Raw genomic sequence first — 21,825 nt, forward strand, 5'->3', positions numbered from 1 at the left:
AGTTGCTTATTATTAAAATGAAAAAAATACTTACTTATACCTTTCTTTGTAGCCTACTTGTAAACACCGGGTGCAAAGATTACCTGGAGCAAGCTGTAGACCAGCGGACGCAGTTAAATTCGGTTGAAAAAGTTAGTGAATTACTGACAACAGCTTACCCGCAGGCGGATTACGCTACTTTCACCGAAGCCATGTCAGATCTGGCTATGGATAAAGGCACCAACAATGTAGAAACCGAAGAGGTAAATCGTAACCCATACTTTTTCCAGGATGTGATAGACCGCAATCAGGGTTCGCCCAATAACTATTGGTTTGCCTGCTATGCCGCCATTGCTGCTGCTAATCAGGCTTTGGATGCCATAAACAAAGCTTCAAACCCAGATGATTACAAAGCCCAGAAAGGAGAAGCTTTAGTAGCCCGGGCTTATTCCCATTTTATGCTGGTTACGCTTTTCGCTAAAGTATATACTCCAGCCACGGCTGCTTCAGATCCGGGCATACCTTATGTAACTGAGCCCGAAAGAGTAGTATTGGCCAAATACGACCGTAAAACAGTAGCCTATGTTTATGAACAAATAGAAAAAGATCTCCTAGAGGGTTTGCCTTTGCTTAATAACAACGCTTATCGTTCTCCAAAATACCATTTTAATACAGCCGCTGCTAATGCCTTTGCTGCCCGTTTTTATTTATTTAAAAAGGATTACCAGAAAGTGATACAGCATGCTAATCAGGTTTTTCCGGGTGGTAATATTAGTTCTAACCTGCGCCCCTGGGTAAGTGTTTACAGCAAACTAACTGCAAAAGAGGGCTTGGCTATTTACACCCAGGCCACTGAAACGGCTAATTTACTTTTAGTAGAAGCACCTTCTAACTGGGCCCGTAATTATGCTACCTACCGTTATGGATTAGCTACGCCTACTGTAAATAAATATTTCCGAAGCAATAATGTTACCGGCGCCCGCTGGATTTTTCCTTTATACACCCAAGGCGATAACAATTGGGTTATTTTAAAATTCAGGGAGCACTTTGTACGGGAAAGCACGAATGCAAATATTGGTTTCCCGTATACCATCTTTCCTTTATTTACAGCAGAAGAAGTATTGTTTAACCGGGCCGAGGCTAATTTAGAATTAGGGAATAATGAAGCGGCCCGTACCGATCTTAACAGCTATGCCAGTACCCGCATTGAAAATTATAATGCCACGCACCATGCCATAACCAATGCTAAGCTTTCCAGCTACTACGGCACCACCAACCTGAAACAAGGTTTATTAATGGCTTTACTCGATTTTAAAGCCGCCGAATTTGCGCAGGAAGGAATGCGTTGGTTTGATATCCTACGCCATAATATTCTCGTTCAACATACTACTGTAGAAGGACAATCTTTTACCTTGGGTCCCAATGATCCGCGCCGTTTATTACAATTGCCGCAGGAAGTTAAATTAGCAGGAGTTGCCCAAAATCCGCGTTAAAATTTATTCACCCATGAAAACATTCTATTCTAACATAATATTTATTCTCTTATCGGTTGGGATTATAGCTGCCTGTTCAGAAAAAGAGAACCTGGATACCGACCTGACCGGCATAGGTGGTGACACCTGGACGAAAGGACAGGTAGATAACTGGCTGGAGCAAAATTACATCAACCCTTATAACATTGAAGTAAAATACCGCTTCGACCGGTATGAGGTTGCTCTTGGCAAAGTTCTTTCTCCCGTACGCGAAGACAAGGTTATTCCGGTAATGGAAACGATAAAGAGAACCTGGATAGAACCATATGAGCAGCAAGCTGGCGAAACGTTTATTAAAAGGTTGTCACCGAAGCAATTTGTTTTGGTGGGTAGTGCCGAGTATAATAATAACAACACCATAAAATTAGGAGCGGCTGAAGGCGGGCGCAAGGTAATTTTGTTTGTAATCAATGATTTTGATAAAAAACAAAAATCAGAAGTAAAACAAATGCTGCACACCATTCATCACGAATTTGGACATATTCTGCACCAAACGGTCATGTACTCGGTTGATTACAAAACCATAACACCGAGCTATACCGCCAGCTGGAACGATTATTCACTGGAAGATGCCCGTTCGCGCGGCTTTATCACAGAATATGCGCGCAATAACCCGGATGATGATTTTGTGGAAATGATTTCCATTATGCTGATAGAAGGCAAAGCAGGTTTCGATGCCATTGTAAATAGCCTTCCCGCTGATGCACAAGCTTCTCTCAGAAAAAAAGAACAGCTGGTTGTAAGGTATTATAAGGAAGCCTGGAACATAGATTTCTACAGTTTACAGTCCAAGGCTCAGGCAGCTATCAACTCTTTATAGTAGGGAAGCTTTTCATCCAGTAAAAGTACAGAACATGAAAAAAATAGTATTGTTTAGTTTGCTCATAATCAGCTTACTTGCAGGCTGCCAATTAAAGGAAGATGATCCGGCTCCTGGGGAGAGGCCTGATGAACGTTTAAATCAAACACTTACCCAGTATAAAAACCAGCTAACTACTGCTCCCTTTGGCTGGAAAGCCGTACTACATACCGGTAAAGGGGCTGGTTATAGCTTTATCATGAAATTTGGCACCGATGACCGGGTAACTATGGCCGGTGATGTGGATGCCAGCAGTGCCACCCCTATGGGAAGTACTTATCGGGTTAAAGCGCTTCAGAAACCTACTCTATTATTTGATACATATTCTTACCTGCATATTATAGGAGATCCGGATCCGAGGAAGAGTGGTGGCGATGTTGGCCAGGGAAAGTATTCTGATTTTGAATTTTCGTTTGAATCTGTAACTCCGGAAACCATAACCTTAACGGGTAATTTGCAGGGTAGCCGGTTGGTTTTAACCAAAGCTACTCAAGACGAAGCTACCAACTATGTAGCTCGTATTACAGCTGCCGCCCGGGCTTTTGAATCTATTACCAGGTTTACTACTTATTTTAAACGGCTCACGCTTGGCTCTGCTGTATATGATGTTCATGTAGATATAAATGCAAGAACTATAACCTTTATTTATTTTGAAGGGAATGTATCCAGATCTTTTACAACTCCTTTTGCCTATACTGAAAACGGTGTTGCTCTCTCCAATGCTTTTACTGCAGGCGGTGTTTCCATTACAACACTGTCTAACGTACAGTATAATGCCACTCTCCGAAGAATAAGCTTTAATGCTAATAATACAGCCGGAAGCATTCAGGAATCTGCCAGGCCGGCCAGAATTGATGCACAAGCCGCCAGAAATTTTGTAAACCTGGCTACCGGCGATGACTATTGGATAGCTGAAGCCGGCTTTACTATAAATGGGAAAATTGATTCTTTAAAAATTGCCGAAATCCCTAATTTCTACTTTATGGTAGTCTGGCCAAAATTTGGTGCATCTGGCTTTACGTCCTATGATTTGATGGGCTATATATTTTTAGATCCGGGTCAGAGTCAGGCATATATTGGCTATGGCACAGCTGCTACTCCAACGGTTACACAGGATGGGCGACTTGTTTATACCGAATTTGGCACCTTAGGAACCGTACCGCCAGCGGATGAACCTAAAGTGACAGCCATGAAAAATATTTGGACCGATCCGCAAGGCTTTTATGTAGTACAGGTATCTAGTACCCAAATAGATTTGGTTAGTGCCAAGGATGGCAAAACCTGGCTTAACCTCTACAATTCTTAACAGGAAGTATTGCAAATAAAAAGGGCTGTACTTTAGTTGGTAGAGCCCTTTTTATTTGCAGCTTTACCAGCCCTTTAGTTAATAGAATAGCTATGCGTAATTTCTGCTGTTTTATTTAAAATGGCTGTAACGGAGCAATACTTATCCATAGAAAGCTCAATAGCTCGTTTTACTTTTTCTTCATTTAAATCGCCTTTAAACTTATAGTGCACATGAATAGTCTTGAAAACGGAAGGAGTTTCATTAGGAACCCGTTCTGCTTCAATAGTAATAGCCATGTCCTCTATAACCTGGCGTTGCTTTTGCAAAATCAAGACAATATCAATTGCACTGCAGCCCCCTAAACCCATCAAAATCATTTCCATGGGACGGGCACCAGCATTTTCTCCACCAATATCCGGCGAGCCATCTATATGCACAGCAACATTAGCTGCACCTACTGCTTCAAAATGGAAGGCATCATTTACGCGCCTGAGTTCTACTTTCATATTTTTTATCCTTTAGTAGCAGGAGGTTAGAAAAATCTAACATTACTACTTTATTATAACATAACTGCTGCAAAAATAATTTAATAACGGTACTCCTACTAGTTATTCCTGCTAAAAATACCTTTATTATTCAGAGGCCTTTGCTGGTTGAGGAGGAGCCATCACGGTACCACAACTTTTGCAGGTACGCTTTTCCTCAGCTGCATAAAACCTATTCATTACTTCCGGCAGCTGTTTTACAATATCGGTTACTTCTAAATATTCTTCATAAAGTTTGGTGCCACAATTTTCACAAAACCATAGGAAGCCATCCTGCTCCCCCGCTTGTCTGTATCGTTCAATTACCAGGCCAATGGTATTAGCCGGACGCTGTGGCAAATGTGGTACTTTTCCTGGCAACAAAAATATTTCACCTTGTTTTATAGGCACATCAACCGGTTTTCCATCCTCAATTATCCGAACATTAATGTCACCCTCTAACTGGTAAAAGAACTCTTCTCCTTCATTATAATGAAAATCTTTTCGGGAATTAGGCCCTCCTACAACCATTACAATAAAATCCTTATTATCCTTAAACACTTGAGAGTTACCCACCGGAGGCTTTAGTAAATGCCGGTGCTCATCAATCCATTTCTGAAAATTAAAAGGTCTTGTTACAGCCATTCGATATCTTTATTAACAGTTCATTTAAAATATTTATCTGAAAATCTCGTAAATCAAGCATGTTGCGTATTCGGATTCGAAATTAGAAAAAAGCGGGCAAATATTTACTTTGCTCAATATTTTAACGCACTATACCAATTTTACTTATTTTTAAGTTATGAATTTAAACTTACGAGATAAACAAGCCATTGTTTGTGGCAGTACCCAAGGCATTGGTAAAGCCACTGCCATCGAGTTAGCATTATTAGGCGCATCTGTTACGCTAATAGCCCGGAACGAAGAAAAACTGGAAGAAACGCTACAGGAATTAGATAGTAGCCAAGGGCAGCACCATGATTATATATGCGTTGATTTTAACAAACCTGACGTACTGGCACAAAAAATCAAAGCGTACGCAGATCAAAAATCAGCCATACATATTCTGGTAAACAATACTGGCGGACCTGCTGGCGGACCAATTTTAGATGCCGCTTTAGAAGAGTTTAAACAAGCTATTTCTAACCATTTATTGTGTAATCATATTCTGGTGCAAGCTGTAGTACCATCAATGAAAGCACAAAACTTCGGTCGTATTATTAATATTATATCTACCTCAGTAAAACAACCCATTCCGGGTTTAGGAGTTTCCAATACTACCCGGGGTGCAGTAGCCAGCTGGGCTAAAACGTTATCTTTTGAATTGGGCAGCTTTGGAATTACGGTAAATAATGTGTTGCCAGGTGCAACAGTTACAAGTCGTCATACTTCTATAATACAGAGTAAATCCGAGAAGACAGGTCAGGCAGTGGCCGATATTGAAGCAGAAATGTTAAAAACAATTCCGGCCAACCGCTTTGGAGAACCGAAAGAAGTAGCTGCTGCAGCCGCTTTTTTAGCTACTCCTGCCGCCGCGTATATTAATGGGGTAAGCATCCAGGTAGATGGTGGTCGCATTACAAGCTTATGACAGCATAATTATCAAATAATAAAAGCCCGCAATTGCTTTTTAAGTGAATAAGCTATTGCGGGCTTATACTACGATCTTTCTATACCTTCAACCAAAGCAACGGTATACCAGTTACTATTGCTCCTAAACTTTATGCCTTTACCTGCAAGTAAGAATTTGATAAGCTAATAATTAGTTTCCTTTATAATACCCATCTATTTACAAGCTTTAGGTAAAACCCCAATAACCAAATTTATAAATTAAATCAGCTTATCCGTAAGATTTAATAATTTTACAACGTTAAGAAAAGCATAATGCTTTTGTCAGAATTAAAACCTACATGCTTAAACTGAAACGTATCAGAAAATACTTTTTATCCGGCTTTATAATATTAATACTCTTTACCGGATGTAATTCAGATCCGGAACCCCGGACAGAATTATTGTTTGCCTCCGGAAACAACTTAACTACCACCAATCGGAGTAATGTTAGAGGAGGTGAAATTTTATCTACTTCTATTTATGCCCGTACACCGGCCAGTAATAAATTTCAGAATTTTAAAGTTACTTATACCTATGATACTACGGATGCTAAAAACCTCACTACTTATTTAGACTCTACTTTAAATGCGGAGGAATATGCCATGCTCTTTACCTTTAGCACCCGTGCTTTAACTGGCTATGAAGTATGGAATTTTGAAATTAAGGATAGCAATAACAAAGTTTACTCTAAAAGGTATAGAATTACTACTACTTCTACCAATAGCCAAAACCGGCCTTTTTATACAGACTCAACTTACTTTTACAGAAAATCTAATGTGGAAAACCTCCAGTACTTTTCTGTAACGGATGGTACGGTTTACCCGGGTAATGTTGTTCGGCAAAATATTCAGATTCGTAATAAAATCAATTTCTACTTTGAACAGCCAACCCCGGAAACGTCGCCTGAAACTGTTAATTTAAAAAGCTTTAACAATACTAGTTTTAAAACTACCAATCTTACTGTAAAAGAATTTAATAGCGTTAAAACAATAAGTAGTTTAGAAAGTGCATATAGTAATGCTACCGATGCCAGTAATACCATACCTACTTTAAAACAAGGACAAGTGGTTGCTTTTAAAACAGGTACTATTGGTCAGGAAAAAATAGGGTTAATTAAAATAATAAATTTTGTAACTGCTTTTGATAGGCAAAAAAATGATTCTATTTTAATCAGGATGCCTTACATTGTGAAAGTTCAGAAATAAGGTAAAAAGAAAAGGCTGCTAAAATTAGCAGCCTTTTCTTTTTAGGGGAAATCCAGTTAGAAGTTGATTCCGAAAGTAAATAATAAGTTATTATAGCGATTTTTAGTAACCACTACGGGCTGCGAGTTATCACTTATGGTATACGGCGAATAAACTGAATTATAAGCTGTATTCACAAAAGCAACATCAAAAAAGCGGTTAGCTTGTCTAATACCACCACCCAGCGTTACAAAAGATTTTTGCCGGTCGTAGGCATCGTTTTTATACGGACTACCATACAACGCGTAACCTGCCCGAACTCTAAATATATCGAACCGTCCTTCAGCACCTAATCTTAAATTTACAGCAGAAGCATACTTTGTACTGATGGTATTATTAATACCTTGGAACCCGGCATTATCTGCAGGATCCTTTAAGCGGGCACTGCTATAGTCTACATACTCAACATCACCGGAAATAAAACCATACTTATTTAAAAACACTGCAACGCCACCGGTAGCACGCATTGGCGTAGTTAAGTTATATTGGTATTCACCTGGGTCCGTTGATTCAGAATAAGACTGGTTCAACCTGGTATCCAGCGAAGTGGAATAGTCATCGTGCATAGAGAAATAGGTTGGCGTTTGAAAACTTGCACCAAAACGAATGAGATCTAAAGGCCTGTAGATCAAACCTAAACGAGCATTTAATCCATTTCCAGTAGTTGTCAAATCGTCGCGCAAGGTTAAATTTTGAAACGGCGTGTTAGGGTTGTTTTCTACTTCCCGGTAAATACGCTGCTGTGTAAACCGTAAAGAGGATAAACCCAGGGAAGCACCTACGTATAATTTATCTTTATAACTTGCACCGTAAGAAAAATCCCATTGATTTTGAGCACCTTTACTTAAAACATCTTCCGACTGCTGAATTCTTCCCTGCCGGTTTACGGCAAAATACTCCTGATTAGTATTATCATAATCAATGATGTAAGTTTCGTAAGCTAAATCTTCTAAATTTTCTAAATTCCCGTTGGTACTTAACCCAAAACGGTTAGCTTTTTCGGCTATTGATTCTACAATAGAGAAGTCTGTTTCTCCGGTTAAGTTCGAATAGTTAAACTTATTGTGGAAGGTGTTCTGGCGGGTAAAACCGATGCCAAATGCACCACCTCGCCAACCGCCTCCTTCGCCATCGCTTTTCCGGTTAGCAAATATCACCCCGAAGTTAGAAAAATTCAAGTTATTACGCTGATCTACAGAGGTACTACCACCAACCACACTGGAAGTATTATTACCACTGATAGCAGGAGATAAGGAAAACTCCGACCGGCGGAATAAACCTAAACCGGCGGGGTTCCCGGATAAATTACCGGCATCAGCTCCAATAGCGGTTTGCACACCTCCAATACCCTGAGTACGGGCTGTACCTCCAAAATCAAGTCGAGAATAGCGTAACGCATCTTCCTCGTTTTGGGCATAAACTTTCCCGGTCAGGCAAAGCATTGCCAGACCGGTTAAAATTATAAACGATTTCATGTGTTTTCTTATTTTTACAAAGGATTAACTATCGGCTTCTGCGGCCTCCACCGCCTCCGCCACCACCATTGTAGCCACCGCCACCTCCGCCGCCGAAGCCACCATTGCTGCGGCTACCGCCATTGTAATTGCCACCATTATAGGTAGGCTGGCTACTTGGCATTTCATAAGAGCGGGTTCTGGCAGGCGCCTGATAAGTTGGCTCAGAGCGATATATTTCCCGGGTACGCTCCTGACGCTGCTGCGGCTGATAAGTTGGCTGCTGTTCCATGCGCCGTGTACGGAACTCCCGATTAGGTTGCTGCTCAAGCTGAGCTGGACTTGTATTAATGTTATTATCCGGCTGGCCAGAAGGAGTTGAAGGAATTTCATAAGACCGGCCCCGGCGTCCTCTCTCCATGTTGCCATTGTTTGGAAGCTGAGCTGGCGTATTCTCTAACCCAGCTGCATTATCTATCCGGCGCGCACGACGGTCTCCACGATTAATGTCTTCTACCCGGCCCAAATTAGAGTCGTTCATGATAACCTGGTTTTGTTCTCCAACGGTTTCTGCACCAGTTGCCCTGCGACCGTTCCGAACAGTATTACCGGAAGGATTTGCCATACCTCCATTATTAGGAGCACCTATATCTCCCCGTGGCCGACTACCGGCATTTACCGCACCACCACCTGGCACACTACTTCTGTCTGTTCTTGGGCCATATTGCACCCGGCGGGCATTGTTGTCACCGTAACCATATCCGCTGTTAGCAAAGTTATTGTAATAACGGTTATACCCCCCGTACGGATTGCCAAAGCCCATGCCGTAACCCATTCCATAGCCAAGGCCTCCCCATCCGAAACCATAAGGGCGGCCAATCATAATAGCTATATTAGTAGAGTACCGAGGATGTCCCCAGCCCCAACCTGGGTAGCCTGAATACATAAATGGATCATATAAACCATACCCGCCATAACCATAAAAAGGATCATAGAAAGTACTGCCTAAAAACCGAGGGTTATACCAGTAATTGCTGGTAAATCCATAATCAAAATAAGAGCGGCCAATATACGGTGTATGAAAACGACTTAACTGAGAAGCATAATAATAATCGTTTTCACTAAAGTTAGGGTTATAATAATCCTGAGAGTTATTGTTATTGGTAGCATTACCAGATCTTGCCGAATATTCGGGGTTTTGCACGTCAGCATTACTACTTGCTCCCGAGGTAGGAGCCTGCGCAGAATTCTGAGCGGCCTGGCTGGCAGCCACTACATAACTATCCTGGATTATGGTTTTATCTTTGGAAGTATAATAAACGTCATCGTATTCCGATGACTGCATGGAGGTCGGAACGCTACAACCTACGGTTAAGGCTGCGAGCAAAGGTAAAATGAATAATTTGTCTATATTTCTCATCGCCGTGGTGAATAAAGAATACCTGGAATAAAAATTAAAACAATCGCGCCTCCAAGTAACAGTTTTATATATTTATTTAACGTAATTTTGGGCAAGATTGATATGTTTTTTATAAAGCAAATCTTATACCAAAATATAATAGGATAACTATACTACAAATATAATAATAAAAATGAGCAAAAGCTTACCAAAAAGAAGCGAAGATTATTCGGGTTGGTATAACGAGTTAGTAAAAAGAGCCGGCTTAGCCGAAAACTCCTCTGTACGGGGTTGTATGGTTATAAAACCTTATGGTTATGCCATTTGGGAAAAGATGCAACGGGTGCTGGATGATATGTTTAAAAGAACCGGCCATTCGAATGCCTACTTCCCATTATTTGTTCCTAAAAGTCTATTTGAAGCCGAGGAGAAAAATGCAGAGGGCTTTGCAAAAGAGTGTGCTGTAGTAACGCACTACCGACTAAAAACTAATCCGGATGCCAAGGGTAAGTTAATGGTGGACCCCGAAGCAAAACTGGAAGAAGAACTGATTGTACGGCCTACCAGTGAAGCCGTGATCTGGAACACCTATAAAGGCTGGATCCAATCTTACCGGGATCTTCCAATTCTGGTAAACCAGTGGGCAAACGTAGTTCGCTGGGAAATGCGCACCCGTTTATTCTTACGTACGGCAGAATTTTTATGGCAGGAAGGCCACACAGCCCACGCTACCAAAGAAGAAGCTATTGCCGAAACCGAACAAATGCTGGATGTTTATGCCGAGTTCGCAGAAAAGTATATGGCGGTACCAGTAGTAAAAGGCATTAAAACCCCTAATGAGCGTTTTGCCGGTGCCGTAGAAACCTATTGTATTGAAAGCTTGATGCAAGATGGCAAAGCTTTACAAACCGGTACTTCGCACTTTTTAGGCCAGAATTTTGCAGAGGCTTTCGATGTTAAATACGCTACTAAAGAAGGTGGTTTAGAGCATGTTTGGGGTACTTCCTGGGGAGTAAGCACCCGCTTAATGGGTGCTTTAATCATGACTCACTCTGATGATGCTGGTTTGGTATTACCTCCTAAACTGGCTCCTATACAAGTAGTTATTGTGCCTGTATTTTTTAATGATACCCAGCTAGAACAAATCAGTTTGAAAGCTAACGAGATTAAGAAGAACTTGGAGGCTAAAGGCGTTTCGGTTAAATATGATAACCGCGATACCCAAAAGCCAGGCTGGAAATTTGCTGAGTATGAATTACAAGGTGTACCAGTACGGATAGCAATTGGTGCCCGCGATTTAGAAAATGGCACTGCTGAAGTTGCTCGCCGCGATACAAAAGAAAAAAAGGCTTACCCGCTGGAAAATATTGAAACTATTGTAGAAGGTTTGCTACATGACATCCAGGAAAATATTTTCCAGAAGGCCTTAGATTTCCGGAAAGAACACACTACTAAAGTAGATTCTTACGAGGAGTTTAAGGAGGTACTAAATAAAAAAGGCGGTTTTGTATTAGCACATTGGGACGGAACTCCGGAAACAGAAGAACGCATCAAAGAAGAAACCAAGGCCACTATCCGTTGTATAGCTTTACAAACTGAACCAGAAGAAGGCTCTTGTATGGTTACGGGCAAGCCATCTGGCAAAAGAGTGTATTTTGCCCGGGCATATTAAACCAAATTTTTAATAATAAAAAAGGCCGCTATAACTTATTAATAGCGGCCTTTTTTATTGCTTAGTATCAATTAAATCAAATAGGCTTATTGGCTAGTTAATAACTTTTTAGGCGTTTCCATGCTTACCACCTGATACCGTTGGTTTTGCTTTTTGTCGCCAACCTTAGCTAATAACACAAATTCTACCCGTCTGTTTAATCTTCTGGTTTCTTCTATATAATTGCTAAAATCGGGCCTCGTACTGCCATAGCCACGGGTATAAATACGCTTTTTTGAAATACCCTGAGCTATCAGGTAATTTCTAACCACTTTTACCCGATTTTGTGATAAAATATAATTCGCCTTCTGGTCGCCCTGGTTATCCGTGTGACCTTGTACTGCTATTTCAAAATTGGGATTTTCTTTTAGTATTTCAGTTAAACGTTCCAATTCCTCCAGAGATGGATCTAGCAACACATACTTACTTTGTTCAAAGAGAATCATATTTACGTTAAACCTGATTCTACTATCTTCAACGGGTACTCTTTGTCTTTTAGGTTTAGAGGTAAATTTTGTTTCTTCATTAACTACCGGCTTCTCCTCTTTAACTCTGGGTTTTACTGGTGCTTTAGCAACTGCTTTAACTAACGGCTTTGCAACTTCTTCAGCTTTAGGCTTCGCTTCTGCCTTTATTACTGGTTTTGCTACTTCTTTAACCAATGGTTTAACTACCGCTATAGCCTCTGGTATTGCTACTGGTTTTACCTCCTCTGCCGGTAATGGCTTAATCTCTTCCTTAGGAACCGCTTTAACTTCTTCATTCGCTACAGGAGTTGCTTCTACTTTAGCAATGGGTTTAGCTTCTTTAGCAACAAGTCGTATATCTTTAGTTTTTTCATTATAAGCAACTGTAGAAGTACCAATAATTTTATCATCAACTGTATTATATCCAACAGACTCTACCTGGAAACTATAATCTTTACCACCAGGCAAAACTATGGTATAGGAGCCATCGACCGGATTAGTGCGGGCAGTTCCAATTTCCTTTCCATCTACCAGCGATCTATAAATTATTTTAGCGTTTAAAGGAAGGTTAGTTTCTGAGTCTAAAACCCGACCTTTAACTAAAATTACCGGTTCCGGCTTAAACTTTTCCTTTATATCCATGCGAAAAATATCGCGTGAACCTTCTGTTCCATTTTTAGAAGAAACAATATAGGCTTGCTGCCCAGAAGCAGTAGTGGTAAAATAAGCATCCCAATCAGAGGTATTAACAGAACGGCCCATATTTACCGGCACCGTCCAGTTTTGCCAGGTATCATCTAACCGCTTGGTATAAAAAATATCGCTTTTGCCATAACCTTTATGCCCTTCAGAAGCAAAATATAAGGTTTTTTCGTCTGCTGCTAAAAAGGGGGCAAAATCAGCTTTTCTGGAGTTTACTTGCTTCCCAAGGTTTAGAGGCTTAGACCAATTTCCTGATGCCTGTAGAAAACTCACAAACAAATCTTGGTCCCCTAAGCCGTCTCTTCTTTCTACCGCCATTAATAATATTTTGCCGGAGTAAGACAGAAAGTAATCTACGTTATCTGGGTTATTATTATAATAATTATCAATATTTACTTTTACCGGTAACGACCAGCCATTGGCCGTTCGGGTTGAAATGGAAACGCCATCTCCTTCCAAACTACCATCAGCGTTATATGTATTTATTACTAAAAGAGAATTCCCATCTGCAGTAACGGCACAAACCCCATTGGGAGCACGGTTGTTTATAGGAGACCCTAGGTTAACCGCTTTAGACCAAGTATTTGCGCTGGCATCTTGCAGTGTTGCGTACCATACATCTTGGTCATCCCGGGCACCACCCTTATTCTGGGGATGAAATTGCCTGGCAAAGAACAAGGTTTTACCATCCGGGGAAATTACGGGTCTAACTTCTGTGTATTTAGAATTTACAGAAGGCCCAAGGTTATGCCACACAGAATCATAAGCAACAGCTGTCCGTTCAGCTTGTTGGGCATATACAGAAAACCAGGAAAGAAGAATAAAAATAAGAGTAAACGTGTTTCTCATTCGCATCCAGATTAATTTTCCTATATATTAATAAAGTGATATGTTCTACTCTGATTTATGAATTAAGTTTTAAATTTTTAATAAAAAAAGAATCCGCTTAAATCTATTTAATAGATCCAAGCGGATATAAATATCTTTATAGATAGAATTATTTAGGAAGCTTTCAAAGTAATTTTTCTTTCCACAGTATTGAAAGGCCCAGGTACAACGTTACCATTTTTATCTAGTAGTTCAAGTTTAATGGTGCTCTCTCCCATTGGTAAACCTTCAATGGTATGTGGTTGCCATTTATCAATTAAAAATTCGGTACCATTTATAGTAGCGCGTACTTTATTGCCACTACGAGCCAGGTCAGTATTAACCAAGTAAAAGTCCAGCATTATTTTTTTTGTGTCATTGCCTACATACTCTCCTTTTGGTCGGCTGTAAAACATATGTTTGCCTTTTACATCAAAACCAGCTCCCGGGCCTGATGTGCTGTTTCCCACATTTACAATACGTAAATCATAAGCATTTTTATGTTTTAAGCTTTCATGATAAGAGCGGGATAAGAAAGACAAAACTACATGGCTGCCCTCCTGCATAGGCTTGGCAAAAGTGGTAGTATAATGAGCTGTGTAAGGCTCGTTATCTACAATATTATGAATATGCTGCCCCTGGGCCGAATTTGCATGATCGTGATGCGCAGAACCATCTGTCTGAGCTGTTAATTGGTAGTTTTCTAACTGATAATTAAAGGTTACCTCGCCGGCAGGCACCGAACTAGCCGTTCCTGGTTCTGAAAGTTTTAATTTAGCATCCGGAAATTTAGGAGAATCGTTAAAAGCATAAACTTTTAAACCACCCTTTTCCATTGCGGCACTACTGGAGCTGGTGCTTTGGGAACTGGCAGACTGATGACTGGACGGGCTACAGGCATTAAAGCCCAAACTAGCAATCGTTGCAGCTAATACTATAGATTTTTTCATAGTTCTGATACGGTTTTAGAGGTTATGAGTGTTTCTAATTTACATCAAAAATATAAATTATCCATAAATTGCAGTCTATAAAACGGTATATTTACCAATAAACGAGAAAAGAGTATGAGTGAGCAATTACTAGACAAAATACCCTCTTTGGATTTAGCTGATTTTACATCCGGAGATGCCGATAAAAAAAACCAGTTTGTACAGAATTTAGGCGAAGCTTTCCAAAACATTGGCTTTGTTGCCATTCGTAATCATGGTTTGAGCGATACCTTAACTCAGGATTTATACGATGCCGCCAAGAATTTTTTTTCCTTACCTGATGAAGTAAAACAAAAATACGAGCGCCCAGAACTGGCAGGGCAGCGTGGTTATATAGGCAAAGGAAAAGAACATGCCAAAGGCCGCAATACCGGTGATTTAAAAGAATTTTATCACGTAGGTCAGGAGCTACCGGATGAGGAACTAAAAGCAGAAAATTATCCGGCTAATATTTGGCCAGAAGAAGTACCTGAATTTAAAGAAACGGCTTTACAGGCTTACCGGGCACTGGAAAAGGCTGGACATAATATGCTACGAGCCATTGCGCTTTATTTAGGTTTAAATGAAAGCTATTTCGATGATAAAGTATACCATGGCAACAGCATTTTGCGACAAATCCATTATTTCCCGATTGAGGATCCGGATAGCGTACCAGCTGATGCCGTACGAGCGGCTGAACACGGCGATATAAACCTGATAACTTTACTTATGGGTGCCAGCGCCGATGGGTTACAGGTATTGCGCCGCGATGGCAAATGGATTCCTATAACCGCTCTGCCAGAACAAATAATTGTTAATGTAGGTGATATGCTTTCGCGCCACACCAACAATAAATTAAAATCTACAATTCACCGGGTAGTAAATCCGCCCCGAGAATTAATGCACACATCGCGTTTCTCCATTCCTTTCTTTATGCACCCACGTTCAGAAATGGACCTTACCTGTTTAGAGAGCTGCATAGACGAAGAAAACCCTAAAGCTTATACAGATATAACTGCCGGCGACTTTTTAACTGAACGCTTAATTGAATTGGGTTTATTAAAAAAGAAATAACATTGGTAAGTAAAAATTAACAGCAGGAAATATAGGCACATCTATATTCCTGCTGTTAATCAATATCTTACTATATTTAGATAAATAAATTAGATAAAAGCAGCAAGACTTTTAAACTAATTTTGAAATCAGTTAAATATAGTTTAAACCCCACCTAATTTAATTTGAGTCTTAGGCATTATATCTTCCTAAAAGATGTGCTAAAGCTAGCCTTAACTGCTTTTGGCGGCCCACAAGCACATATTGCTATGATGCTAAGTTTAATGGTAGACAAGCGCCGGTACCTAACCGAAAAAGAATTAATAGAACTAAACGCGCTTTGCCAGATACTCCCCGGGCCAACTTCTACCCAGACCCTTACGGCTATTGGCTTTCGGGTGGGGGGGCCTAACTTAGCATATTTAACTTTACTAGTCTGGATTACTCCAACAGCCATTCTCATGACTATTGCCGGAATAGCCATGGCTTATTTGCACCGCAACAACATACCTTTAAGCTTTATGCGTTTTATTCAGCCCATGGCAGTTGGTTTCGTAGCCTTTGCTGCTTATAAAATAAGCTTTAAAGTTGTAGAAACTAAGATTGGAGTTATTCTGATGGTTTTAGCGGCTATTATTTCTTACTTCTTTAAATCGCCGTGGGTTTTTCCAATTTTACTAATATCCGGAGCTTCTGTCACGGCTCTCAGGTTTAAGAGCCACCCTCAGGAACAGAATAAAAAAATAAAAATAGAATGGAGCAATTTCATCCTTTTTATTGCGGTATTGATAACAGCCGCAATTTTAGGGGGCACCACCCGCTTATTACCAATCCGTTTGTTTGAAAATTTTTACCGCAACGGCAGCCTGATATTTGGTGGCGGGCAAGTGCTCATACCTTTCATGTATACAGAATTTGTTCAATTTAAAGGCTACCTTACTTCTAAGGAATTTCTTTCTGGTTTTGCATTATCGCAGGCCATACCAGGCCCCACCTTTATCTTTTGCACCTACATTGGCACCCTAGCTATGCGCGGCTATGGCATTTGGGGGCAGTTGTTAGGCGCTTTTGTGGCAACAGTTGGCATTTTTTTACCAGGCACTTTTTTAATATTTTTTATAATCCGATTTTGGGATGAACTAAAAAAGTACCGCATTATAAAAGCATCACTGGAAGGTATCAATGCGGTTAGTTCTGGCATGGTGTGCGCAGCTGCTATACTTCTGTATCATCCTATTGAGAACTCATTGCTAAACTTTAGTATTGTAGTAATAACTTTTTCTTTATTACTCTGGACTAAAACTCCTCCTTACATTTTGATTTTATTTGGCTTAGTAGCTGGGATATTTATAAAATAAAAAGCTGCTTCAGGAGCAGCTTTTTATTAATAGATTATGTTAAACTATAGGTATCATCTAATCAAGGAAAATATAGCTTACCTTACTTTTCCTGATAAATAAATTCCTGATTATTCTTAAACCATTCCAACGTGCGTTGCAATCCTTCCTTAATTCTTACCTGGGGTTCATAGCCCAATAATTGCTTAGCTTTAGAAATATCTGCTAAACTATCCCGGATATCCCCTGCCCGATCGGGCCCGTATTCTGGCTCAATAGTAGCTCCGGCTTCTTCTTTTAAAATATTAAACAAATCATTTAACGATGTTCTGTCTCCTACCGCAATATTATAAACCTGATTGACGGCCTGCGGATCCTGAACCAATGCTGCCCGGATATTAGCTTCAACACAATTTTCTACAAATGTAAAATCACGAGTCTGGCCACCATCGCCGTTTATACGCGGCGATTTACCTTGTAAAACGGCATCAATAAACAAAGGAATAACTGCTGCATAGGCCCCATTCGGGTCCTGACGCGGACCGAATATATTAAAGTAACGCAAACCAATAATCTCCATGCCGTAAGTTTTACCAAAAACATCGGCATATAACTCATTTGCATATTTGGTAACGGCGTACGGTGATAAGGGCTTGCCTATTTTATCTTCTACTTTAGGCAGGGCTTTACTATCACCGTAAGTAGAGGAAGATGCGGCATAAACAAAACGTTTTACCTGCTTTTCTTTTGCAGCCAACAACATATTTACAAAACCACCAATATTTACATTATTGGTAGTAACCGGGTCTTTTATACTACGGGGCACCGATCCTAAAGCCGCTTGGTGCAACACAATATCTATGCCCTCACAGGCTGCCATACACGTATCTACCTCTCTGATATCTCCCTCCACTACTTCAAATGCCGGGTTATCTAAAAAGAATTTAATATTTTTCCGGAAACCATTAGATAAATTATCCAACACCCGAACCTTACCGGCGCCATATTTTAGCAAATACTCAACCAGATTAGAGCCTATAAATCCAGCTCCGCCTGTAATTAAAAACGATAGGTTTTCTAATGATTGATTATGAAAGGGTTTTTCGTACACAGCTTTTATATAAATTTGTATATTTTTGCAGATTGGATTTTTATTGCATTAAGCTAAGCATTAGCTTTGCCAGCACAATTATCTTGTATATTGGGTCTGATAATAATCTTGGTAGCTGCCACTTGTTACATGTTGCAGCCATTCTTTGTTTTCTAAATACCAGTCTACTGTTTTAGAAAGACCTTCTTCAAAAGTCACGGAAGGTTTCCAGTCCAATTCGTGCATTATCTTAGACGAATCAATGGCATAACGTAAGTCATGTCCTGCCCGGTCAGTAACAAACGTTATTAATTGCTGAGAAGTCCCTTGGGGTTCGCCAGTTTTCTCATCCATAATATCGCATAGCAACCGAATCAGATCTATGTTTTTCCACTCGTTTACGCCTCCAATATTATAAGTATCGCCAATTTTACCTTTATGAAAAACAGCATCAATAGCAGTAGCGTGGTCTTTTACAAATAACCAATCCCGTACGTTTTCTCCTTTTCCATAAACAGGCACTGGCTTACCATTCTTAATATTATTAATAGCTAGCGGAATGAGCTTCTCCGGAAAGTGATTTGGCCCGTAGTTATTAGAACAGTTAGATACTTTTACCGGCAATCCATAGGTTTCGTGGTAAGCTCTTACAAAATGGTCGGAACTGGCTTTAGAAGCAGAATAGGGAGACCGGGGATCGTAGGGCGTTTCTTCTGTAAACATTCCTTCTTCTCCCAATGATCCATAAACCTCATCTGTAGAAACATGGTAGAAAAGGTGACCATCAAAGTTTCCTTTCCATTGTTCTTTGGCTGCATTCAGTAAGTTTACTGTACCTATAACATTGGTAAACACAAAAGCTAAAGGATCTGTAATAGACCGATCAACATGAGATTCTGCGGCTAGGTGAATAACAGCATCAAATGCTTCTTGCTGGAATATACTATTTATGAATTCCGCGTCTACTATATCTCCTTTAATAAAATTATAGTTGGACGCATTTTCAATATCACGCAGGTTTTCTAAGTTACCTGCATATGTTAATTTATCCAGGTTAAAGATTTGATACTCCGGATACTTGGTTACAAATAGCCGAACCACATGAGACCCAATAAAACCGGCACCACCAGTAATTAAAATTTTCATTATAAACTGTTTTTTAAATTTACTTCCCACTGCCAAGCACTAGACAAGGCTTCTTCTAAGCCTAATTCGGTTTTAAAACCAAGCTCCTGCGTTGATTTAGTAACGTCTGCGTAAATAGCAGGAACATCACCAAGACGTCTGGGACCTATTTCATAATTCAGCTTCTGCCCGGTAACTTTTTCAAAAGTATTTACTACTTCCAAAACTGTGTTACCACGGCCTGTACCTATGTTAAACATTTCAATTGCTTTGGCCTTACCTTGGATTAAACGATCAATGGCAACTACGTGTGCTTTCGCTAAATCCACAACATGGATATAATCCCGGATATTGCTACCATCCGGTGTATCATAATCATTGCCAAATACCGTAAGCTTTTCTCTGATACCAATAGCAGTTTGGGTAATAAAAGGCACCAAATTGTTAGGAACACCAAGAGGCAATTCACCGATCTGAGCAGAAGAGTGTGCTCCAATTGGGTTAAAGTAACGTAAAGCGATGGTTTTTACCTGGCTACTCCCGCTATTAGCTAAATCTGTTAAAATATCTTCACAAATTTGCTTTGTATTACCATAAGGAGAGTTCGCTTTTTTAACGGGTGTTTCTTCCGTAACCGGTAACGTATCCGGAATGCCATAAACTGTACAGGAAGAAGAAAATACCAGGTTATTTACTCCAAATTCTTCCATTACCTGTAATAAGGTTATCAATGACCCTACATTGTTATGGTAGTATTTTAGTGGTTCTTTAACAGATTCACCTACTGCTTTGTAGGCCGCAAAATGAATAACGCCCGTTATATCTTGTTCTTTCCGGAAAACATCCTGCAAAGCTTGTTTATCTGTGCAGTCAATCCTATAACAAGGGAATTCCTGCTGGGTAATGGCTGCTATTCCTTTTAAAGCTGTTTCTTTTGAGTTTACAAAATTATCAACAATAACAGGTTCATATCCTGCTTCAAATAATTCAACTACGGCATGTGAGCCAATATAACCAGCGCCACCAGTTACTAATATTTTACCTTTTGTTTCCAACGTTTAGTTTGTTTAGATACCTATAAGTTATTATAAACTCCAGTAAGTTAAATCATTTATTTTATTCCGGAATATACCCTTTATGTCTACCAAGATAGCTCTGTCAGATACAATACCTTTAAAGTATTCCTCATCCAAACCAACATATTGCCGGTGGTTTACAGCTACAATTACCGCATCATAGTCTTGGGCTGGCTCCTCTGTTAAACTAAAACCATATTCATGCTTTAATTCTTCTGAATTGGCAAATGGATCTACCACATCCACATTTACAGAAAACCCTTTTAGCTCATTAATAACATCTGCTACTTTAGAGTTTCGGATATCTTCCACATTCTCTTTAAAGGTAGCTCCCATTACTAAAACTTTCGATTTAGAAATATCTTTACCCGCTTTTATAATAAGCTGTACGGTTTTTTTAGCGATGTAAGCACCCATACTATCGTTGGTAGTGCGGCCGCTTAAAATTACTTTGGCATCATAACCTAATTCTTTTGCTTTATAGGTTAAATAATAGGGATCTACGCCAATACAATGCCCCCCCACCAGACCAGGAAAAAATTTCAGGAAATTCCACTTAGTTCCGGCTGCTTCTAATACTTCATAGGTGTTAATGTTTAAGCGGTCAAAAATGAGGGAAAGCTCATTCATCAGGGCTATATTTACATCACGCTGCGTATTTTCAATAATCTTGGCTGCTTCTGCTACTTTAATAGAAGATGCCCGGTGTATTCCTGCCTCTACCACTAACTCATACGTTTTAGCTATATTCTCCAAAGATTCTTCATCACAGCCCGAAACCACCTTAACTATTCGGGTAAGCGTATGCTCCTTATCACCAGGGTTTATTCGTTCCGGTGAGTATCCTACTTTAAAGTCCTCACAAAATTTTAACCCTGAAAGCTTTTCTAAAATAGGTACACAGTCTTCTTCCGTACAACCCGGATAAACAGTGGATTCGTAAACAACGTAATCGCCCTTTTTAAGTACTTTCCCAACAGTATTAGATGCCCCAATCAGTGGTTTCAAATCGGGCATGGCATGCTCATCAATTGGAGTAGGTACTGCTACAATAAAAAAAGAAGCTTCTCTCAAAACTTCGATATCATTGGTGAAAACAATATCGCAGCCCACAAAAGCATCTGCCTCCAATTCTCCGCTCGGATCAATTTGTTGGCGCATCATTTCAACCCGGGCAGCATTGATATCAAAACCGATAACTTTTACCTTCTTTGCAAATTCTAGCGCGATTGGCAAGCCCACATAACCTAATCCAATTACAGCCAAGGTGGCTTCTCTATTCAGTATCTTATTATACATAGTTTTATTTTAAAATAGCTTGTATACCTGATTTTGTTTAGCTTATAAGACTAACTTTAAACTCAAACAAGCTCATGTCTCATTGTATATGATTATAGCATTAATGGACTAATGCTAATTATTTACATTTTTATATTATTTTTTACTACTTATACTTTTGGCTAGACATAAAAAAGACATGCAAAACTAATATCTAAGCATAATTCCAGCTCTTTTACACATTTTCTAACTAAGATTTTT

18 protein-coding genes are annotated in these 21,825 nt (G+C 39.8%); 8 read left to right on the forward strand and 10 right to left on the reverse strand.

Annotation, left to right across the window (positions count from 1 at the left end):
• The first annotated feature begins 17 nt into the window (after nt 1-17).
• Genes ADHAQ_RS0106240 through ADHAQ_RS0106250 form a run of 3 tightly spaced genes read left to right on the forward strand, consistent with a single transcriptional unit; the run spans nt 18 to nt 3,676 of the window.
• Nucleotides 18-1,472 carry a RagB/SusD family nutrient uptake outer membrane protein gene (locus ADHAQ_RS0106240; RefSeq protein ID WP_026462207.1) on the forward strand — a complete coding sequence of 485 codons (1,455 nt, stop codon included), beginning with the start codon at nt 18-20 and terminating at the stop codon, nt 1,470-1,472.
• 13 nt (nt 1,473-1,485) lie between these two features.
• A complete protein-coding gene (locus ADHAQ_RS0106245; RefSeq protein ID WP_026462208.1) occupies nt 1,486-2,331 on the forward strand; it encodes a zinc-binding metallopeptidase in 846 nt (281 codons plus the stop codon).
• A 34-nt stretch (nt 2,332-2,365) separates the two neighbouring features.
• On the forward strand, nt 2,366-3,676 hold the full coding sequence (locus tag ADHAQ_RS0106250) for a DUF4302 domain-containing protein (protein WP_026462209.1): 1,311 nt from the start codon (nt 2,366-2,368) through the stop codon (nt 3,674-3,676).
• 74 nt (nt 3,677-3,750) lie between these two features.
• Here ADHAQ_RS0106250 and ADHAQ_RS0106255 read toward each other — a convergent pair whose 3' ends face one another.
• Both ADHAQ_RS0106255 and ADHAQ_RS0106260 read right to left on the reverse strand, forming a co-directional pair.
• A complete protein-coding gene (locus tag ADHAQ_RS0106255; protein WP_026462210.1) occupies nt 3,751-4,164 on the reverse strand; it encodes an OsmC family protein in 414 nt (137 codons plus the stop codon).
• A gap of 126 nt (nt 4,165-4,290) precedes the next feature.
• Entirely contained in the window at nt 4,291-4,827 is a 537-nt protein-coding gene (locus ADHAQ_RS0106260; protein ID WP_026462211.1) for a 3-hydroxyanthranilate 3,4-dioxygenase, read from the reverse strand.
• Nucleotides 4,828-4,984: 157 nt separating this feature from the next.
• On the opposite strand from ADHAQ_RS0106260, the gene ADHAQ_RS0106265 reads away from it, so the two are divergent.
• Together ADHAQ_RS0106265 and ADHAQ_RS0106270 are read left to right on the forward strand one after the other, a co-directional pair.
• Nucleotides 4,985-5,773, forward strand: a complete 789-nt coding sequence (locus ADHAQ_RS0106265) for an SDR family oxidoreductase (protein WP_026462212.1) — start codon at nt 4,985-4,987, stop codon at nt 5,771-5,773.
• Between the two features lie 319 nt (nt 5,774-6,092).
• Nucleotides 6,093-6,998: a hypothetical protein gene (locus ADHAQ_RS0106270; protein WP_026462213.1), complete on the forward strand. Its 906-nt coding sequence runs from the start codon at nt 6,093-6,095 to the stop codon at nt 6,996-6,998.
• A gap of 56 nt (nt 6,999-7,054) precedes the next feature.
• Here the strand turns inward: ADHAQ_RS0106270 and ADHAQ_RS0106275 are convergent, their stop codons facing one another.
• Together ADHAQ_RS0106275 and ADHAQ_RS0106280 are read right to left on the reverse strand one after the other, a co-directional pair.
• On the reverse strand, nt 7,055-8,512 hold the full coding sequence (locus ADHAQ_RS0106275; protein ID WP_026462214.1) for an OmpP1/FadL family transporter: 1,458 nt from the start codon (nt 8,510-8,512) through the stop codon (nt 7,055-7,057).
• 28 nt (nt 8,513-8,540) lie between these two features.
• The gene (locus ADHAQ_RS0106280; RefSeq protein ID WP_157433356.1) at nt 8,541-9,911 is read right to left on the reverse strand and encodes a hypothetical protein; all 1,371 of its coding nucleotides are present in this window, start codon (nt 9,909-9,911) and stop codon (nt 8,541-8,543) included.
• 172 nt (nt 9,912-10,083) lie between these two features.
• Here ADHAQ_RS0106280 and proS point away from each other — a divergent pair, with 172 nt between their 5' ends.
• A complete protein-coding gene (gene proS / locus ADHAQ_RS0106290) occupies nt 10,084-11,562 on the forward strand; it encodes a proline--tRNA ligase (protein ID WP_026462216.1) in 1,479 nt (492 codons plus the stop codon).
• Nucleotides 11,563-11,648: 86 nt separating this feature from the next.
• Here the strand turns inward: proS and ADHAQ_RS27115 are convergent, their stop codons facing one another.
• Together ADHAQ_RS27115 and ADHAQ_RS0106300 are read right to left on the reverse strand one after the other, a co-directional pair.
• Nucleotides 11,649-13,619: an OmpA family protein gene (locus ADHAQ_RS27115; protein ID WP_051359751.1), complete on the reverse strand. Its 1,971-nt coding sequence runs from the start codon at nt 13,617-13,619 to the stop codon at nt 11,649-11,651.
• Between the two features lie 152 nt (nt 13,620-13,771).
• Entirely contained in the window at nt 13,772-14,587 is an 816-nt protein-coding gene (locus tag ADHAQ_RS0106300) for a hypothetical protein (protein WP_026462217.1), read from the reverse strand.
• Nucleotides 14,588-14,701: 114 nt separating this feature from the next.
• On the opposite strand from ADHAQ_RS0106300, the gene ADHAQ_RS0106305 reads away from it, so the two are divergent.
• Complete coding sequence (locus tag ADHAQ_RS0106305; protein WP_026462218.1) at nt 14,702-15,679, forward strand: isopenicillin N synthase family dioxygenase; 978 nt, start codon at nt 14,702-14,704, stop codon at nt 15,677-15,679.
• A 164-nt stretch (nt 15,680-15,843) separates the two neighbouring features.
• Nucleotides 15,844-17,016 carry a chromate efflux transporter gene (chrA, locus tag ADHAQ_RS0106310; protein WP_026462219.1) on the forward strand — a complete coding sequence of 391 codons (1,173 nt, stop codon included), beginning with the start codon at nt 15,844-15,846 and terminating at the stop codon, nt 17,014-17,016.
• An 82-nt stretch (nt 17,017-17,098) separates the two neighbouring features.
• Here the strand turns inward: chrA and ADHAQ_RS0106315 are convergent, their stop codons facing one another.
• The 4 genes from ADHAQ_RS0106315 to ADHAQ_RS0106330 all read right to left on the reverse strand — a co-directional run bounded on the left by ADHAQ_RS0106315 (nt 17,099) and on the right by ADHAQ_RS0106330 (nt 21,585).
• Entirely contained in the window at nt 17,099-18,106 is a 1,008-nt protein-coding gene (locus ADHAQ_RS0106315; protein ID WP_026462220.1) for an SDR family oxidoreductase, read from the reverse strand.
• A 78-nt stretch (nt 18,107-18,184) separates the two neighbouring features.
• Nucleotides 18,185-19,231: a dTDP-glucose 4,6-dehydratase gene (rfbB, locus tag ADHAQ_RS0106320; protein WP_211240575.1), complete on the reverse strand. Its 1,047-nt coding sequence runs from the start codon at nt 19,229-19,231 to the stop codon at nt 18,185-18,187.
• Nucleotides 19,231-20,265 (reverse strand): UDP-glucose 4-epimerase GalE, encoded by a 1,035-nt coding sequence (gene galE, locus ADHAQ_RS0106325; protein WP_026462222.1) that lies wholly within the window; start codon nt 20,263-20,265, stop codon nt 19,231-19,233. Before galE ends, rfbB begins: the two co-directional genes overlap by 1 nt.
• A 30-nt stretch (nt 20,266-20,295) precedes the next feature.
• Nucleotides 20,296-21,585, reverse strand: a complete 1,290-nt coding sequence (locus ADHAQ_RS0106330) for a nucleotide sugar dehydrogenase (protein WP_026462223.1) — start codon at nt 21,583-21,585, stop codon at nt 20,296-20,298.
• Nucleotides 21,586-21,825: the final 240 nt, after the last annotated feature.

It is taken from the genome of Adhaeribacter aquaticus DSM 16391 (assembly GCF_000473365.1).
In the GTDB taxonomy this organism is placed as follows: domain Bacteria; phylum Bacteroidota; class Bacteroidia; order Cytophagales; family Hymenobacteraceae; genus Adhaeribacter; species Adhaeribacter aquaticus.

Coding starts and splice junctions, on each gene's coding strand:
- ADHAQ_RS0106240 (WP_026462207.1), top strand. CDS start 18: ATGAAAAAAATACTTACTTATACCTTTCTTTGTAGCCTACTTGTAAAC.
- ADHAQ_RS0106245 (WP_026462208.1), top strand. CDS start 1,486: ATGAAAACATTCTATTCTAACATAATATTTATTCTCTTATCGGTTGGG.
- ADHAQ_RS0106250 (WP_026462209.1), top strand. CDS start 2,366: ATGAAAAAAATAGTATTGTTTAGTTTGCTCATAATCAGCTTACTTGCA.
- ADHAQ_RS0106255 (WP_026462210.1), bottom strand. CDS start 4,164: ATGAAAGTAGAACTCAGGCGCGTAAATGATGCCTTCCATTTTGAAGCA.
- ADHAQ_RS0106260 (WP_026462211.1), bottom strand. CDS start 4,827: ATGGCTGTAACAAGACCTTTTAATTTTCAGAAATGGATTGATGAGCAC.
- ADHAQ_RS0106265 (WP_026462212.1), top strand. CDS start 4,985: ATGAATTTAAACTTACGAGATAAACAAGCCATTGTTTGTGGCAGTACC.
- ADHAQ_RS0106270 (WP_026462213.1), top strand. CDS start 6,093: ATGCTTAAACTGAAACGTATCAGAAAATACTTTTTATCCGGCTTTATA.
- ADHAQ_RS0106275 (WP_026462214.1), bottom strand. CDS start 8,512: ATGAAATCGTTTATAATTTTAACCGGTCTGGCAATGCTTTGCCTGACC.
- ADHAQ_RS0106280 (WP_157433356.1), bottom strand. CDS start 9,911: ATGAGAAATATAGACAAATTATTCATTTTACCTTTGCTCGCAGCCTTA.
- proS (WP_026462216.1), top strand. CDS start 10,084: ATGAGCAAAAGCTTACCAAAAAGAAGCGAAGATTATTCGGGTTGGTAT.
- ADHAQ_RS27115 (WP_051359751.1), bottom strand. CDS start 13,619: ATGAGAAACACGTTTACTCTTATTTTTATTCTTCTTTCCTGGTTTTCT.
- ADHAQ_RS0106300 (WP_026462217.1), bottom strand. CDS start 14,587: ATGAAAAAATCTATAGTATTAGCTGCAACGATTGCTAGTTTGGGCTTT.
- ADHAQ_RS0106305 (WP_026462218.1), top strand. CDS start 14,702: ATGAGTGAGCAATTACTAGACAAAATACCCTCTTTGGATTTAGCTGAT.
- rfbB (WP_211240575.1), bottom strand. CDS start 19,231: ATGAAAATTTTAATTACTGGTGGTGCCGGTTTTATTGGGTCTCATGTG.
- ADHAQ_RS0106330 (WP_026462223.1), bottom strand. CDS start 21,585: ATGTATAATAAGATACTGAATAGAGAAGCCACCTTGGCTGTAATTGGA.